At 69.0% G+C, this 15,908-nt stretch carries 13 protein-coding genes; 6 read left to right on the top strand and 7 right to left on the bottom strand.

Annotated features, from left to right (window positions below; genetic code table 11):
- Positions 1 to 59: 59 nt before the first annotated feature.
- Genes glp through ACFTS5_RS20450 form a run of 3 tightly spaced genes read left to right on the top strand, consistent with a single transcriptional unit; the run spans position 60 to position 2,768 of the window.
- Positions 60 to 1,265, top strand: coding sequence for a gephyrin-like molybdotransferase Glp (gene glp, locus ACFTS5_RS20460; protein WP_378633147.1), 1,206 nt, complete (start codon positions 60 to 62; stop codon positions 1,263 to 1,265).
- Positions 1,262 to 2,344 (top strand): bifunctional molybdenum cofactor biosynthesis protein MoaC/MoaB, encoded by a 1,083-nt coding sequence (moaCB, locus tag ACFTS5_RS20455; protein WP_378633144.1) that lies wholly within the window; start codon positions 1,262 to 1,264, stop codon positions 2,342 to 2,344. The genes glp and moaCB overlap by 4 nt, the downstream gene beginning before the upstream one ends.
- Positions 2,337 to 2,768 (top strand): molybdenum cofactor biosynthesis protein MoaE, encoded by a 432-nt coding sequence (locus tag ACFTS5_RS20450; RefSeq protein ID WP_378633142.1) that lies wholly within the window; start codon positions 2,337 to 2,339, stop codon positions 2,766 to 2,768. The genes moaCB and ACFTS5_RS20450 overlap by 8 nt, the downstream gene beginning before the upstream one ends.
- A gap of 2 nt (positions 2,769 to 2,770) precedes the next feature.
- Here ACFTS5_RS20450 and ACFTS5_RS20445 read toward each other — a convergent pair whose 3' ends face one another.
- The 3 genes from ACFTS5_RS20445 to ACFTS5_RS20435 all read right to left on the bottom strand — a co-directional run bounded on the left by ACFTS5_RS20445 (position 2,771) and on the right by ACFTS5_RS20435 (position 6,290).
- Positions 2,771 to 3,802, bottom strand: a complete 1,032-nt coding sequence (locus ACFTS5_RS20445; protein WP_378633140.1) for a CobW family GTP-binding protein — start codon at positions 3,800 to 3,802, stop codon at positions 2,771 to 2,773.
- Positions 3,803 to 3,931: 129 nt separating this feature from the next.
- The gene (locus ACFTS5_RS20440) at positions 3,932 to 5,566 is read right to left on the bottom strand and encodes an N-acetylmuramoyl-L-alanine amidase (protein WP_378633137.1); all 1,635 of its coding nucleotides are present in this window, start codon (positions 5,564 to 5,566) and stop codon (positions 3,932 to 3,934) included.
- Positions 5,567 to 5,753: 187 nt separating this feature from the next.
- Positions 5,754 to 6,290 carry an RNA polymerase sigma factor gene (locus ACFTS5_RS20435; RefSeq protein WP_378633135.1) on the bottom strand — a complete coding sequence of 179 codons (537 nt, stop codon included), beginning with the start codon at positions 6,288 to 6,290 and terminating at the stop codon, positions 5,754 to 5,756.
- A gap of 242 nt (positions 6,291 to 6,532) precedes the next feature.
- Between ACFTS5_RS20435 and ACFTS5_RS20430 the strand changes: the two genes are divergently transcribed.
- Positions 6,533 to 6,868: a hypothetical protein gene (locus ACFTS5_RS20430; protein ID WP_378633132.1), complete on the top strand. Its 336-nt coding sequence runs from the start codon at positions 6,533 to 6,535 to the stop codon at positions 6,866 to 6,868.
- Positions 6,869 to 6,877: 9 nt separating this feature from the next.
- Here ACFTS5_RS20430 and ACFTS5_RS20425 read toward each other — a convergent pair whose 3' ends face one another.
- The 3 genes from ACFTS5_RS20425 to ACFTS5_RS20415 all read right to left on the bottom strand — a co-directional run bounded on the left by ACFTS5_RS20425 (position 6,878) and on the right by ACFTS5_RS20415 (position 10,213).
- On the bottom strand, positions 6,878 to 8,365 hold the full coding sequence (locus ACFTS5_RS20425; RefSeq protein WP_378633129.1) for a nitrilase-related carbon-nitrogen hydrolase: 1,488 nt from the start codon (positions 8,363 to 8,365) through the stop codon (positions 6,878 to 6,880).
- A 76-nt stretch (positions 8,366 to 8,441) separates the two neighbouring features.
- Positions 8,442 to 9,122 (bottom strand): response regulator, encoded by a 681-nt coding sequence (locus tag ACFTS5_RS20420; RefSeq protein ID WP_378633127.1) that lies wholly within the window; start codon positions 9,120 to 9,122, stop codon positions 8,442 to 8,444.
- Positions 9,119 to 10,213, bottom strand: coding sequence for a sensor histidine kinase (locus ACFTS5_RS20415; RefSeq protein WP_378633124.1), 1,095 nt, complete (start codon positions 10,211 to 10,213; stop codon positions 9,119 to 9,121). Before ACFTS5_RS20415 ends, ACFTS5_RS20420 begins: the two co-directional genes overlap by 4 nt.
- A 215-nt stretch (positions 10,214 to 10,428) precedes the next feature.
- On the opposite strand from ACFTS5_RS20415, the gene ACFTS5_RS20410 reads away from it, so the two are divergent.
- On the top strand, positions 10,429 to 11,397 hold the full coding sequence (locus ACFTS5_RS20410) for a cation diffusion facilitator family transporter (RefSeq protein ID WP_378633122.1): 969 nt from the start codon (positions 10,429 to 10,431) through the stop codon (positions 11,395 to 11,397).
- Between the two features lie 510 nt (positions 11,398 to 11,907).
- On the opposite strand, the gene ACFTS5_RS20405 is transcribed toward ACFTS5_RS20410, so the two are convergent.
- Entirely contained in the window at positions 11,908 to 15,267 is a 3,360-nt protein-coding gene (locus tag ACFTS5_RS20405) for a WD40 repeat domain-containing protein (protein WP_378633119.1), read from the bottom strand.
- A gap of 99 nt (positions 15,268 to 15,366) precedes the next feature.
- Here ACFTS5_RS20405 and ACFTS5_RS20400 point away from each other — a divergent pair, with 99 nt between their 5' ends.
- Complete coding sequence (locus tag ACFTS5_RS20400) at positions 15,367 to 15,864, top strand: hypothetical protein (RefSeq protein ID WP_378633118.1); 498 nt, start codon at positions 15,367 to 15,369, stop codon at positions 15,862 to 15,864.
- The last annotated feature ends 44 nt before the right edge of the window (positions 15,865 to 15,908 follow it).

The raw sequence follows: 15,908 nt of genomic DNA, 5'->3' as shown, positions 1-15,908 counted from the left end.
CTACCACCGTGAGCAACGCGACGCCGACCGGCCCCGACGCCGGCGATTAAGCTGGCAGCATGACTCCCCGGCCCGCTACCGCGTCGGCGCGCAGCGTCGACGAGTACCGCGACACCGTCGCCGCGCTGCTGGCCCGCCTCGCCGACCGCCCGGATGAACAGGTGCCGGTACCCGAGGCGCTCGGCCGCACGCTGTCGGCCGATGTGGTGTCGCCGATCGATCTGCCGGTGTTCCGCAACTCGGCGATGGACGGCTACGCGGTGCGGGCGGCCGATGTGGCCGTCACCCCGGTCACCCTGCCGGTGGCCGGCGTGGTGGCGGCGGGTAAGCCGGGCACCGACGCGCTGCCCGCCGGATCCGCGGTGAAGGTGATGACCGGTGCGCCGATGCCCCCCGGCGCCGACTGTGTGGTGCCGGTCGAGGATGTGCAGGCGGTCGAGGGCCGGATCGTGGTCGAACGTGGCCGCGGACGTGGCGAATTCGTGCGTGAAGCCGGTACCGATGTGCGCACCGGCGAGCTCGTCGCGCGGGCGGGCACGGTGCTCGCGCCCCGCCATATCGCCGCACTGGCCGCTGTCGGCCTGCCCACGGTGCCTGCCCTGAGTCGATTACGCGCTGTCTGCATCACCACCGGGGACGAACTCCAGCCCGCGGGCACCGCGCTGGCCCCTGGCCAGATCTACAACTCCAACGGCATCGCGCTGGCCGCCGCGTTGCGGGCCGACGGTGTCGAGGTGGTCGAGGTCGCGCACAGCACCGACGACCCCGCGGTGTTCACCTCGGTATTGCACGCCGCGACCGCCGTCGCCGACCTGGTCTTCACCTCCGGTGGCGTGTCCAAGGGTGACTTCGAGGTCGTCAAGGATGTGTTGGGTCCGCTCGGCGGGACCTTCGGCTCGGTCGCGGTGCAGCCGGGCGGACCGCAGGGCTACACCGTGGTCGACGAGGTCCCCGTGCTCAGCTTCCCGGGCAATCCGGTGAGCACGATGGTGTCGTACGCCGTGTTCGCGCGCCCCGCCGTGCGCGCGCTGGCCGGATTGCCGGAGCTCGTGAGCGGCGAGACCACCCTGCTCACGCCGCTTCGCTCCCCCGCCGGTCGTCGCCAATACCTGCGCGGCCTGCTGACCGAGGACGGGGTGGAAGTGATCTCGGGCCCCGGCTCACATCTCATCGCGGGGATGGCCTGGGCCGATGTCCTCGTCGACGTTCCCGCCGAGGTCACCTCGCTGGCTGCCGGTGTCGCTGTGCGAATCTTATCGCTATGAGCGAGTTGTCCCACGTCGACCGCGAGGGTCGCGCGCGCATGGTCGACGTCAGCGCGAAAGCCGACACCACCCGGATCGCTGTCGCCGCAGGCGAATTGCAGACGACCGCGGAAGTGGTCGCGTTGGTGCGGGCCGAGGGAATGCCCAAGGCCGATGTGCTGTCCACGGCACGACTGGCCGGAATCGCCGGTGCGAAAAAGACTTCCGAGCTGATCCCGCTGTGCCATCAGCTGGCGTTGTCGTCGGTGAAGGTGGAGTTCGGGTTCACCGAGACCACCATCACAGTCGAGGCGACCGCGAAGACCAAGGGGCCCACCGGGGTCGAGATGGAAGCACTGACCGCTGTCGCCGTGGCCGGGCTGACCCTGCACGACATGGTGAAGGCGGTGGATCCCGCTGCCGTGATGAACGGGGTTCGGCTGGTCACCAAAGAGGGTGGAAAGCACGGGCATTGGGTGCGACCCGAGGGTCGATCCGACACCGGCACACCGGCGCTCGACCGATCGGCACAGGTGGACGCGGGTGCCGGCGCCGAGTCCGCGCTGCCGGCGACCACCGAATCCCGGGACGGCGCTGCGGCGGAATCGCCTGACGCCCCGACCTTTTCGCGGACCGCGGTCGTGGTTGTCGCGTCTACCGGTACCGCGGCCGGTACCCGCACCGACACCACCGGGCCCGTCCTCGTCGACTGGCTGACGGCGCGAGGTTTTTCGGTGCGTGGGCCACTGGTCTACGCCGATGCCGAGATCGCCGCCGGGCTGGCCGACGCACTCAGCGGGGCGCCGGCGCTCGTCGTCACCACCGGTGGCACCGGCGCCTCACCCACCGACGCGACGCCCGAGGCCACCCGCGCCGTGCTCGATCGTGAGCTACCCGGTGTCGCCGATGCCATTCGGCAGCGCGGGACCGCGAAGTTCCCCCTCGCCGCGCTGAGCCGCGGCGTTGCCGGGCTGGCCGGTGGGACCGTTGTCGTGAACCTGCCCGGTTCGCCCGGCGGGGTGAAGGACGGGACGGCGGTGCTGGAACCGCTGTTGGATCATCTGCTCGCGCAAGTAGCCGGAGGCGGCAACCATGAGTGACTTCGGTGCGGTTCGGCTGGCGACCATCAGCGATCAGGACCTCGATCCCCTCGCCGTCGAGAAGGCGGTCGACGGACCGGAATTCGGCGCGGTGGTGGTGTTCACCGGCAAGGTGCGCAACCACGACGGCGGCCAGGCGGTGACGTCGCTGGAGTACTCCGCGCATCCCCAGGCCGAGCGCTTCCTGCACGCGATCTGCGCGGAAGTGGCGCAGGCGAGTGGACTTCCGGTCGCGGCGACGCATCGCATCGGGTCGCTCACGATCGGCGGGCTGGCGATCGTGGTGGCGGTGGCCGCGCCGCATCGGGCCGAGGCGTTCACGGTCTGTGCCGAGCTGGTCGACCGGATCAAGCACGAGGTGCCGATCTGGAAGCGGCAGTTGTTCGCCGACGGGCTTTCCGAATGGGTCAACGCCTGCGGCTGACGCTACTGCGTGGCGTACCGCCACACACCGAGCATCTCCTGCTCGTCCAACGGCGTCTCACCGTCGAAGACTGTGTCGTGCAAGCGTTTCAACGCCGCGACCGTATCCAGTCCGGCACCGATCAGCACCAGATTCGAGACACGGCGCTCGCCGCGCGCCCAGCTTCCAGGGGTGACGACCACGTGCCGGCCCACCAGGTGCACTTCGAACTTGCGGCGCTCGCCTGCCACCGCGAACGCGACACATCCCTTGGCACGGAACAGTCCTGACGGCGGATCTTCCAGAAAGGCCACCAGCGCACGCGGATTCAACGCGCGCTCGCTCGTGAACGCTACCGAGACGTAGTCGTCGTGAAGGTGGCGATGGTCGGGGTCGTCGTGATCATGGTCGTCGAGCAGCGTGTCGAAGCTCAGTTGCTCGGCTGTTTTCGGCTGCTCGGGTGCCCGATCGTCGAACAGCAGGCCGGGGTCGATGCGGCCGTGCGTCGTCGCGTAGACCGGCACCTGCCCCACCCAGTCGGTCAGCTGGGCGCGCAAACCGGCCAGCGCCTCGGCCCCGACTCGATCGGCCTTGTTCACCAGCACCAGATCCGCCATCCGCAGATGCGTCACCAGCTCGGGATGTCGCGTGCTGGTGGCGGCGAACTGCTCGGCATCGACCACTTCGACCAGGCCACCGTAGGCGATGCGCGGGTTGGGGTTGGCGATCACCATCCGGATCAGGTTGCGCGGCTCGGCCAGTCCGCTGGCCTCGACCACGATCACGTCCACCGCGCTGCGCGGTTGCGCCAGCTGCGCGAACAGATCGTCGAGTTCGGACACGTCCACCGCGCAGCACACACACCCGTTGCCGAGCGACACCATCGCGTCGACCTGCCCCGCCACCAGCATCGCGTCGATGTTCACCGCCCCGAAATCGTTGACCACCACCCCGATCCGGGTCCCCCGATTGTTGCGCAACAGGTAATTGAGCAGGGTCGTCTTCCCCGAACCGAGAAACCCAGCAACGATCACGACAGGAATCACCGCACCCATGCTGCCACCACGTCACCGCGGCGAAGGCGACCGGTCCACCACGCCCGGACTCGCTCCGTCCGCCCCCAAGCGGCACACCGCCCACCCCTGCGATCAGAGGTGGGCGGGTCGACGTGCGGCGAACCGTTGTCAGGACGGGCTGAAAACCATGCCTACCAGGGTGTACGCGAGATTGATCAGCTGGCCGGGGATGGTCGACTCGTCCATGCCGAGCGCTTGAGCCAGCGGCATGAGCAGCGTCATGACGGTGGTGATCGGACCGCCGAGCGTGCTCAGATCGAGCTCGGATTCGTTGGGCGTCGCCTGGGATTTCGGGCTGGTGCCGCGGTTCTTCGGGGTGGTGGTGGACGGTGCGGCGGGAGCCTCGGGTGACGCGGTGCGGGCCGGGGCGCCGGGAGACGCGGTGCGGACGGGGGCTACCGGAACCGGATTCGCGATCGGGACCCGCTCGGGGATCGGAGCGGCAGTGGCAGGCGCGTTGGCGTCGGCGGGAGCCTGGTCCTCCGACGGCGCCGTCCGATCGCCCGAGCCATTGGGAGGCGCGGACGAATCGGTCGGTGCCCGGTCGGGCGCGGGAGCCTGGGCGGGTGCGGGTGCCGGCGCGGGAGCGTGGGCGGGCGCTTTCGCTCCCGGCGTCGCAGTCGTCGAAGCGGGCGACTGGGCCGGTGCGGGTGCCGTCGTGCCGGACTCCGGCGCCGACGCGGTGGTCCCGCTGGGCTTCGTCGACGGCTGTGCGGGTTCGGCCGGATCGGTGGTGGGCGCCGGCGCGCCGTTCGTACCCTCGGCGGGAGTTCCGGCGCCGTTGGGATCCTCGGCCGGGGCGGAAGCTCCGTTCTGGCTCCCCTCCGGTCCGGGCGCGGGGGCGTCGGTGCTGGGCGAGGGGGCCTCGGTCGGGTCGGCGGCGGGTGCGCGCTCGGGTTCCTGAGCGGTCGTCGCGACCGGTATCCGACCCGGCGCGGCGGCGTAGGCGGGAATCGGCTTGTTCAGCAGGAACCCGACGACGCCGGTCGCGATGGCGACGGCGTGCTCGAGCTGGCCTTCGCGCGATTCCAGGCGGGCGGCGTCGTCGACATTGGCGCCGTTGCCCATCTCGACGAACACCAGCGGCACCTGCGTCAGCGCCGGGCCCGCCACATCCTCGCGGGTCTGCAGGCCCGCCTTGACGCCCGCGTAGTTCGCGGGTGAGAAGCCGGCCGCCAGGTAGGCGTCGCGGACCGCGCTCGACACGAGTCGCCCACCACCGGATTGCGCCTTGTCGGCGATCGAGTCGGGAATGGGCAGCTGGGGCACGATCATGTGGAAGCCGTGCTGGTCGGGGCCCGCGCTGTCGGCGTGAATACTCACCGCCACGTCGGCGCCGGACTGGTTGGCGGCGCGCGCGCGATCGTCGACGCAGCCGCCCCACCCGGTGTCGTCGGCGCGGCTCAGCACCACATCGGCACCCAGTGCCTCCAGAGATGCGCGCACGAGCTGGGCGACATCCCAGTTGATGGTGTGCTCGGGGATGCCGTTGAGCGAGGTCATGCCGGTGGTCTGGCAGTCCTTGGTACCGCCGCGACCGTTGTCGACCTGGCGGCTCAGGTCCTCGGAATGCGCCGTCCCCTGGTGACCGGGGTCGAGGAAGATCGTCTTACCGGCGAGCTGCTCGCTGGTCGCTGGTTCAGGGGCGGCGTGGGCGGTCACGGGGACCAATCCCGACAGCGACACCACCACCGCGGCGGAGACGGTAGAGCAGATTCCGGCCTTGATGATGTTTGGTTGCATGTTCGGTCGGTGCTCCGGGACCGGAGCACCCCTCCCTTCCCATTGGTAACACCTGGTAACACCAAACCCAGTGGTTCACTCTTGCAACGTTGACAACCACAGGGCAAGCACAGTTACCGAAATGTAACTGGATAGGAGTATCAAAAGACGCTGGTCGGATGCCCAGCTGAGCCGTCAGCGGGCTAGTTCAGGCAACTTCTGGCAATTGGCGCAGCGATCGCAGCGCGTAGTGAACCCGGGTCTTCACTGTCCCGATCGGAACACCGAAATCGGCGGCGACTTCCCGGTAGCCGCGGTCGTGCAAGATCACCTCGGTCACGGCTGCCCGCTGCGGTTCCGGGAGCCGAGCGAGGAGTTGATCGACCAGTAACCCGTCGACCAGACCGTCGGCGAAGTCCGGTTTGCCGCAGACCGACACCTCGGTGATGTCGTCCCAGCCCACATCACCGGGGCGGACGGCTCTGGCCCGCACGATGTCGATGATGACGTTGTGTTCGATCGCCAGCAGCCAGGTCCGCACGCTGCCCTTGCGACCGTCGAAGTCGTGACACGAACGCCAGCCGCGCAGCAAGGTCTCCTGCACCGCGTGCTCGGCCAGGCCGGCGTCGCCGAGGCTGCGCATGGCCCGCCAGTGCAGCAGACCGCGATCGGTGGCCAGCACCTCGGCCAGCCCGTCCCTGGTACACAGGCGCGCGCAGTGCGCACCGCAGGTGTTGTCCGTCATATGGGGTTATCGCGGTGGACCGCGCCGATGACAACGCCGCGCGTTAAGCGGCTCTTCAGGATCCTGCTGGGGCCGTGCCGGAAGGTAGTTCTTGCGAGCCCGGCCGGGCCTGCTCCAGGAGGGGGGAGCAGGGACGCCGGGCTCGTTCGTTTCCGGACCCGATCATCGCGGGTTCGCGCATTCGAGCGAAGTCCAGCACGATCGGACCGGGGCGACGACAATCGCCCGCGAGGAGCGAACAAGTGGACATCCATGCATATCCGACCGACGCGCAGACGCCGGTCGACCGGGCCGAGGCCACCCGCGTGGCGGCCGAACACCTACCAGTCGACCTGCCGGGTCACGATCGGCAGATCGTCGAATTCGCGGACGGCTTCGCGGTTTTCGCGGTTGAGCCGTTGCACGCGCCACCGGATCGGCCGATCCCGATCGGCGGCTCGGTCTACGTGATCGACAAGGTGACCGGGGCGGTGTCGTTCTGGCCGACCTATCCGCCCGGCGTGATCGCCGCGCACTACGCGCTGCTCCTGGCGGCGGGACAGTTGGTCGTCGCCGATTCCTGGCCCGATCAGGACTGATCGAGTAATTCACGACGTCTCCTCGGTCGAGTGGCTACGGCGACGCAGGGCGGCGAGTCCGCAAGCCACAGCCAGCGCGATCGCGAGTGCGCCGAACCAGTCGCCCCAGCGGACGTAGGGAGTGCGATCGCCGGCGGTGCGGATGTCGGCCAGCATCGTGTGGGTTTCGGTGATGCCGGTGCGGACGGAGGCTCGAACGGCGCCCTGTGCGTCGGTGGCGGTCAGCTCGCCGAGCTGGGCGGGACGGGCGACGGCGATGCCCGATTCGACGGCCCGTACCGCCGCCATCCGGCTGTGTAACCAGTGATCGACGCTGAAATCCAGCGCAGGCGCGAGCAGAAGCGTCGCGCCGTCGGCGCGGTTCTGGCGAACGAGGGCCGGGTGGTCGAGGTCGGCGCAGATCGCGAGCGCCCACGAGCGGCCGGGGATCTGGACCGGGGTCGCACCGCGTTGTAGGCCGGACTCGAGCCCGGGGACGAGATAGCGCTTGGCGTAAATGGTTTCGCCCGGATAGGCGATGGCGGCGTTGACGGTGCCGCCCGGTTGCTCGAGTTCCAGGCCGACAACCACGTGGATGCCACGGCGAGCGGCTACGGCGGTGAGCGGGTCGCGCAACAGGAAGAGTTCGGATCGTCGTGCATGCCATGCCTTCTCGGAGAACACGATGACCTCGGCGCCCTGATCGGCGAGTTCGTCGACGGCGGTGACCGCCTCGGCGATCATCCGCGCACCGTCGGGCGACGCGACAGGAACATACATCGGCGGCTGTGCGAGAGCCACCAGCCCCACCCGTGTCACCGGACCGCCGCTCGCCGCCGCGGAACACCACAGACCTGTGCCGATGGCGAAGGTTACGACTGCGGCCGTCACGCCCGCTGTCCTCAGCAGGCGTGGCGCTCGGATGCCGGGTGCCGTCATCGTGCCAACGGCACTGGGCACCGCGAGCACGAGGAAGCTGATCCCCCACACCCCTGTCAGCGAAGCGACACGCACGATCGGGTCGACCCCGGCCTGGGAGTAGCCGATGCTCCACCACGCGCCGATCCCGCCGACCAGACCGAACAGGAACTCGGCGGCGGTCCATGCGGCGGGTAGCGCGAGCACAGCCAACCCGAACCTGTTCTGCGTCAACAGATTTCGGAAGAGCGCCACACAGGCCCCGAAGGTGAGTGCGCTGCCGACCAAGAGGGCGACGGCGGTCGCCTCGGGTTGCTCCAGGGTGTCGGTGAAATAGGACCAGTATTCGGCGTTGCCGCCGAGCCAGGACAGCACCGCCGCCGCGTACACCGCTCGAGCTGAGCGCCGTGGGGCCAGCCACAGCACCGGGAGTGGGGCGAGGAGGGCAACTCCGGGGACCGGCTGCAAACCGGTGCCGATACTCCACAACACCGCCGAGCTCACCGTGGCGGCCGACCAAGCCGTCAGCTCCCGACCGGGCATTCGTCGGCCGGTTCGCCCGGAGAACTCTTCGCGCACAGCCTCTTCAGTAGATGTCACGCGACAATCGTCACGGTGGAGCGGGTCCCCGCACATCGCCCGTGCGAGCGGACTCGTCTCCCTCTCGCGAGTGAGCTCATCGCACACCACCCGGCAATTGATTGTCCCCCGGCGCCACCATTCCGGATTCGTAGGCGAAGACCACCGCCTGCGCCCGATCGCGCAGCCCCAGCTTCGAAAGAACGGAGCTGACATGAGTTTTCACGGTGTGTTCGGTGACAACCAGCCGCGTCGCGAGTTCCGTGTTCGATCGGCCGGCGGCGAGTTCACGCAGGATGTCGCGTTCCCGCGGGGTCAGCACGGCCAGCTGCGCGGACGCTTCCGGGTGGGCACGCGCGCGTCCGGCGACCTCGGCGATCAGCCGCCGCGTCACCGAGGGAGCCAGCAGTGCGTCGCCGGCGGCGACAACCCTGACGCCACCGATCAATTCGGCCCTGCGTGCGTCTTTGAGCAGGAACCCGCTCGCACCCGCCCGCAAGGCGGCATAGACGTACTCGTCGACATCGAACATGGTGAGCACCAGTACTTTTGCCGCGGTTTCCGCGCAGATCCGCGCAGTGGCCGCCACCCCGTCCAGCCGGGGCATCCGCACGTCCATCACCACCACGTCGGGGACGAGCCGCCGGGCCGCCGTCACCGCCTCCACACCGTCGGAGGCCTCCCCCACCACCTCGATGTCGGGTTCGGATTCCAGGATGAGGCGGAACCCGGCACGGAACAATTCCTGGTCGTCGACAACGAGCACCCGCACCGTCAACTCCTCTGTGCCAGTGGCAGATCGGCCGACACCACGAACCCGGCACGCGTCGGCTCCGCCCGCAGCAAGCCGCCGCACGCCTGTACCCGTTCGGCCATCCCGACCAAACCGAAGCCCGTCGGGCCTGCGTCCGCCCGCGCATGTTCCACGGCGGTGCCGTCGTCGGCGATCCGCACCCCGAGCCGACCCGATGACCAGCTCAGCACCACCTCGACCCGCGTCGCCTTCGCGTGCTTGCCCGTATTGGTCAGCGCCTCCTGCACGATCCGGTACGCGGCGGCATCGGCTTGCGGTGAGATCGGCAGGCGGGTTCCGTGCTCGGTGAAACGCGCGGTCAGACCCCCGTGTTCGGCGAGGGCGACGAGATCGGCGATAGCCGCCACCCCCGGTTGATGCGGCGGATCGTCCTCGCGGAGCACACCGATGCTGTGGCGTAGTTCCCGCAGGGCATCACGTCCACCGTCGGCGATCGCCGCGAAGGCCGCGTCGGCATCCGCCCGATCCAGCAGCGGACCGGTTTCGGCGCGCACAATCATCGCGCCGACGGTGTGGGCCAGCCCGTCGTGCATGTCCCGGGCGATCCGCAACCGCTCGCGGACCACCGCGGCCTCGCGTTCGTCGTCGAGACGTCGTGTCCGTTCGGCGAGCGCGTCGATCTGTGCCTGCTTCGCACGCACGCCCGACCCGAGCGCCCACGCCGTCATGAACGACATCGCGGCATAGGCGTACGAATCAGCGGGCTCTCGTGGCACCAGCAGCGACACCAGAATTCCCACCGCGACCAGTACGAAGGTCAGCCGACGCTGCCGCGCGGAACAGTACGCCGCGATCGTGTACACACAGACGACCGTGCCGAACGGCAGCACCGGCAACGCGTGCACACAGCCGAGCGCCGTGATCGCCGGGCCGACCACGCACAGCACACCCACCGGCGCCCGACGCCGCCACAGCACCGGCGCCGATGCGAGGACCGACAGCCCGACAACCCACCACGACGCACCGACGACAAGCGCGGGCACGACGCTCGCGACCGTTACGACGGCGGCGATCAGTGCGTCCAGCCGCGACGGATGTTCCCGAGGTACTCCCACGACGTCCCAGTCTGTCCGCAAACAGTCCACCGCACCTCACTCTCGAGAGTGATTCGATGGGCAGCACCGCGACCGTACGCTCAGGCATAGGGTGGAATTCGACGCGGCAACATCCGATGACCAGCGACGATCACGCTCGACCAAGAACGAATTGCATACATAGCGATGTGTGCATATGATTGCGACCGATCGGACCGCAGGAGAAGGGGAACGCGATGGGCGCAGGGCACGGGCACGACCACGGGGTATCGGCCGACAGCGATCGACGCTGGCTGGCCGGCGCGCTGGCGGTGATCGTCACCTTCCTGATCGGCGAAGTGATCGTCGGCATCATCGCCGATTCGCTGGCGCTGCTCTCCGACGCGGCACACATGACCACCGACGCCGCCTCGATCGCGCTGGCGCTGTGGGCGATCCGGCTCGCGGCGCGACCGGCGACCGGGCGGATGACATTCGGCTGGAAGCGGGCCGAGATCCTGTCGGCCCAGGCCAACGGGCTGACGCTGCTACTGCTGGCACTGTGGCTCGGCTACGAGGCGATTCGCCGGCTGTTCGAGCCGCCGGAGGTACACGGCTGGCTGGTGCTGATCACCGCGCTGGTCGGCGTCGCCGTGAACGTGCTCGCGACCTGGATGATCAGCCGCGCCGATCGCACCAGTCTCAATGTCGAGGGCGCCTACCAGCACATCCTCAACGACCTGTTCGCGTTCATCGCCACCGCCGTCGCCGGCCTGATCATCATCCTCACCGGCTGGGTCCAGGCCGACGTCGTCGCGACGCTGATCGTGGTGGCGCTGATGATCAAGGCCGGCATCGGGCTGATCAAGGCGTCGAGCCGGATCTTCCTCGAGGCCGCGCCCGAACATCTCGACCCGGCGCAGATCGGTCGCGACATGGCCGCGCGCGACGGCGTCACCGAAGTCCACGACCTGCACATCTGGGAAATCACCTCCGGCTCCCCCGCGCTGTCGGCCCACGTTCTCGTCCAGCCCGGCCACGATTGCCATGCGGTCCGCGAGGACATCGCGCACATGCTCGACCACGACCACCACATCGAGCACGTCACCCTGCAGGTCGACCACGCCAGCCCGAAACTGCTCGACATCGGCAACCGTGACTCCCACCCGTGCGCCGACTCGCACGGTCCCAAGCACGTGTCCCAACAGGCGCCCCACACCCACTGACGAGGGAAGGCCCCACACCCATCGGGTGCGAGGCCTTCTCGTCGGTCACGCGCTAGCGAGGACCAGGTCGTTTCATCGACCTATGGGGCTGATTCAGCCGCCGAAGGAACCGGTCCACAGGGTGTCGACCAGCCCGTGCAGTGCGGCGCCGAGGGTGTCGAAGAGGCCGCCCAGGGCAGCGCTACCGGTGTCGATGATAACGGGGATCATAGTAATTCCTCTGTTTCTCGCATAGGCCCAGCCGGAGCTGGCTTACGAATGGCATATCGACACTAAAACGCGACGGGTTACGGATTTTCCGATTTAGTGACACTGGTAACAGTACGGCCACAACACCACCCCCACCTGGCATTTTCGCGCGATACCCACTGTTCCTTAATTAATTCTGAGAACTCTATGAGATTCGTATTGCGACATCCGATAAGGCCGCATTTCCATTGCCCCAAGAAATAGGGGCACCGCTACACAGCGTCACACACAAATGCGAATACTCCGGCCAGGGGGTATCGGTCAGCGTGCCGGGCAGGTGTTCACATAGGCGTGGCCGGGGAGGGCGCCCGCCCATTCCTCGCGGGTGATCGGGGTGGTGCCGCTGGCGCAGATCCGATCGGCTTCTGCGGCGGCGTCGGTGCGCCATTGACGCAGGGTGCCGTCGACCGCGGACTCGGTGAGGACAGCGCCGTCCGCGGCGAAGGCCAGCATGGTGGGTTGCCGGTGGCGCAGCCCCCGGGCGATGGTGGCGTAGGCGGTGGGGTGCGCTGGGTCGGAGTAGTCCCAGAGCAGGATGGTGCCGCTGACGATGTCGTCGATGGCGAGCAGGGTTCCGTCCGGATCGAACGCCACCGAACCCGCCGAGCCGTTGGCGCCCACGGGGGCTGCAAGGGCACGCGGCGGGGTACCCGGCGTGCCGAGCTGGTAGACGAAGGCGCCGGTGAGAGTGCCTACCGCGAGTGTGTCGCGCGAACTCAGGGCCAGCGCGATGGTCTGTCCCGGGGTTCGCAGATCGGACAGTTCGGCGATCGGCTGCGCGGTGGAGGTGGTCGAGAAGACGCTGACATTGCCGGTGCGGTGGCTGCCCACGGCGAGCAGGCCGCCGTCCGGGCTGAACGCGAGGGAGGTCGGGTAGCCGCGGCCGAATCGGATACTCGACCGCAGCCGGGGCTCGCCGGCGACATCGAAGAGATCGACGGTCTGGGTCATGCTGCGGCCGATGGCCAAGGAACCGTCGGGGCTGAACGTGATGGCGCGGATGTCGACGCCTGCCGCGCTGAGCGGCGCGCCGACACGACGCGGAGTCACCGGGTCGGTGATGTCCCATACCTGGATCGTGGATTCGGTTCTGGTGACCGCCCTGGCCGCGTTCGGGGCGATCGCGACGACGTCGATCAGGCCGGCGGGGTCGCCGTCGAGCAGCGCTCGATCGGTGGCGTAGGGAGTTCTGGCCAGACTTCGCAGGTGGGGGAACAGGTCCTGCGGGAGGGCAGGCTGGTCGAGCGGAAACCGGAACAGCGTCAGCGAGCTGGTCGACACGACCGGGCCCGGCAGTTCGAACACATGCACGGCATGGTCGAAACTCGTTGTCACCAGCGACCTTCCACCGCGCAGGAAGCGCGCCCGCGCGACCATGTCGATCGGGAGCGTGACCAGCTCCTCGCCGGTGTCCAGATCGCGAATGCGCGCCCGGGTGTCGCCGCCGACGATCACGGCGGATCGACCGTCCCCGGTCGGTGATACGTCGAGGTATTCGTTGGCGCCCCGCGGCACGGCAGGCATCGGGTCGAAGCCGTCCGCGCCTACTCGCCAGCGCGCGACCTCGCCCGGATTGAGGCCGACGGCCAGCACGGTGCCGTCGCCGTTGAACTCGACCGACCTCGCCTCCGCGCCGCCGGGCCGTTCGAGGCGGCGGTCGAACACCGGTGTCTGCTCGCGGTCGAGGGTCTCGATGTTCCAGGCGCGCACCGTGGTGGTCCAGATTCCGCCGAACAACGACGGCACCGCCGCGACGAGCGTGCGATCGCTCAGGGCGACCTCCGCACGCTGCCCCGAACCGGACATCGTCGGCAGCGCGACTGGGTGCGCCGGATCGTCGCCGAGGCGCCAGCTCACAACAGTCGCGCTGTGGGTGCCGATGGCGACGAACCCGAGGTCGGGACTGAGCGCTGCCGACGAAGGCAACCGGCCACCGAGCGGCAGCTCGGTCACCAGGCGCGGTGCACCGGGATCGGCGATGTTCCACAACGCCGACCGCAGATCGCCCGCGACCACCAACCACTCGTGACCGGCGCTCATCGCGAGACCGCGGATGTGCCCGCTCCCGGTGGCGAACCGTGGCCACCGATCGATGCCGGACTCGCTCACCCGCACCAATTCCACAGAGCCGTCACCTTCGCCGATCGCGATCACGTCGCCCTGCGCGGTGGTCGCGATGCGTGGTGCGTCGGGATCGAAGACCACGCCGCGACCGAGCACGACGCCGGGACTGATCCGGATCGGCGCATTCGTGGCGGTGTTCTCCAGCAGCGCGGACCTCGCCTCCTCGGTCGGAGCGGTGCGATAGGCGGCGAGGGCGATCTGCTGGGACAGCGCGGGATTGAGATTGCCGCCCCCTCGGGCGACACCGGCGAACAGGCGCGAATTCGATTCCGCGCGAGCGGCCGCGTTCCCGATGCGCAGCTGGACCACACTGGTCACCGACACCACCGCCAGCAACACGGCCAGCCCAGCCGCGACAGAAACGATCCACAGCGCGAGGTTGGCCCGTGTGCGGGTCCGGGCGATCGCTTCGGTCACCGTGCGGGCGGCCGAGATCCGGTCGGCGTAATTCTGTGGCGCCTCGTCGGCGGCTTCCCGCAATGCCTCCGACGCGACCACCACGCGCAGCGACGAGCGTTGCGCGGCAGTCAGTTTGCCCGCATAGCCACCGACCGCCGTCAGATTCGACCCGGACAGGCCCGCGGTGACCGCGCACTCGGGGTCGAGTCGACGGGGCCGCAGCTTTCGCAGCAGGGCGTGCCGCGGTGCGAGATCGTCCAGGGCGACCGCGAACGCCGCGCCCATCGACGCGCCGTTGATGTCGTTGGCCGGGGCGCTGCCGTGCGTCGAGACCGACCATCGCACGCACGCGTCGGTGCCGGCCAATCTGCTGATGCGCCATGCTTTTTCGAGGCTGTCGGTGAAGGCACGATCGGCCTGCAGGAAACCCATCCGCGCCGGGTCGGGGTGCAGGCCGCTCGGCCCGCCCCGGACCTGGTCGAGGCGCAGCACGCCCACCTCGCCACCACCGCCGAAGCTGGCGAACAGCACGCTGATCCGGCTGCTGCGCACGACCGGGAGGGTATGCCCGGACAACTCCAGCGCGGCCATGATGGCGTAGCCGCGCGCCGCGCGAGCGCCCTGTCCGAGGAGATGGCGCACGATCTCGCCGAGCGGAGCGTTCGCGCTGGTGATCGGAATGCCCGCGGGCAGCAATTGGGTACCCACCGAGGTCAGACCGGCGCGTTCGGCGTGATCGAGAAAGGCCGCACACGCGTCGTCGGTGTCGATCGAACCGGTCAATGCCTGCGCCAGCACCGCCATCGCGCGTGCGGCGGACAGATCCGCGGTGATCCGACGGTCCTGCGCGTCGGGATCTTCGGCTTCTTCCTCGAGCAGATCGTCCGCGGCGAGATCCTTCCAGCGAGCCAGCGACTGCCTCGCCAGCACGCCCGTCTCCCGCCGGTGTTCCAGCAATCGGCGCGCGGCATCCGGCCCGGCCGCAACGGCAGCACGGCACAGCGCAAGCCAGCGTTGCGACGCGCCGGTCAGCTCGATCAGCACCGCGTCATCGGACAACAGCGCATCCGTCGGCTGATCGGTCGATTCGCCTGCCATGTCTCCCCCATCTCCCTCCGGGCAGCACCGGCGACCCTGCCGGGAATGCCCCGATACGATGGAATTCCAGCACACCACCGATCGACCCAGGGGACCACGTTGTCGAGACGACACATCGCCGGACGCACCCTGACCGCCGCGGCCCTGCTCGTCACGATCCCGGTATCGGCGAGCTGTGCCGACGACACGGACACCGGCGCGAAGCCGACAGCCGTGGTCGCGCAAGAGATTTCCGCACCGCCGCCGCTGCCCGGCGCCGACGAGGTCGGGCAACTGATGCGACGGCTGCTCGACACCACCGTGTCCAACGCCGAGAAGCTCGAGCTGATCCAGGGCATCGGGAGCGACCCCGAGCTGCCGAACCGGGTGGCCGACGCGCCCCGCCAGGGCGGCGCCACCATCGCGCTCACCATCACGGGTACCCGCGCCGCACCCCCCGGCATGATCGCCGACGGCACCGCTTCCATCAACAACAGCCCGCCGCAGCCGCTCATCGTGAACTTCGTCGTCGAGGACGGGAAGTGGAAGGTCGAAAAGGCCTGGTACTGCCAGATCGCGTTCTCGTTCATGGTCGCCTCCCCGGCGTGCCCGACCTGATCCGTGGACACCGTCGATGCCGACTGAGCGAACCGCCGCGGGCC

Source organism: Nocardia sp. NPDC056952, assembly GCF_042674185.1.
In the GTDB taxonomy this organism is placed as follows: Bacteria; Actinomycetota; Actinomycetes; order Mycobacteriales; family Mycobacteriaceae; genus Nocardia.
This window is presented reverse-complemented; position numbering and strand designations above follow the sequence as displayed.

Coding starts and splice junctions, on each gene's coding strand:
- ACFTS5_RS20405 (WP_378633119.1), bottom strand. CDS start 15,267: ATGGCAGGCGAATCGACCGATCAGCCGACGGATGCGCTGTTGTCCGAT.
- ACFTS5_RS20410 (WP_378633122.1), top strand. CDS start 10,429: ATGGGCGCAGGGCACGGGCACGACCACGGGGTATCGGCCGACAGCGAT.
- glp (WP_378633147.1), top strand. CDS start 60: ATGACTCCCCGGCCCGCTACCGCGTCGGCGCGCAGCGTCGACGAGTAC.
- ACFTS5_RS20445 (WP_378633140.1), bottom strand. CDS start 3,802: ATGGGTGCGGTGATTCCTGTCGTGATCGTTGCTGGGTTTCTCGGTTCG.
- ACFTS5_RS20450 (WP_378633142.1), top strand. CDS start 2,337: ATGAGTGACTTCGGTGCGGTTCGGCTGGCGACCATCAGCGATCAGGAC.
- ACFTS5_RS20440 (WP_378633137.1), bottom strand. CDS start 5,566: ATGCAACCAAACATCATCAAGGCCGGAATCTGCTCTACCGTCTCCGCC.
- moaCB (WP_378633144.1), top strand. CDS start 1,262: ATGAGCGAGTTGTCCCACGTCGACCGCGAGGGTCGCGCGCGCATGGTC.
- ACFTS5_RS20435 (WP_378633135.1), bottom strand. CDS start 6,290: ATGACGGACAACACCTGCGGTGCGCACTGCGCGCGCCTGTGTACCAGG.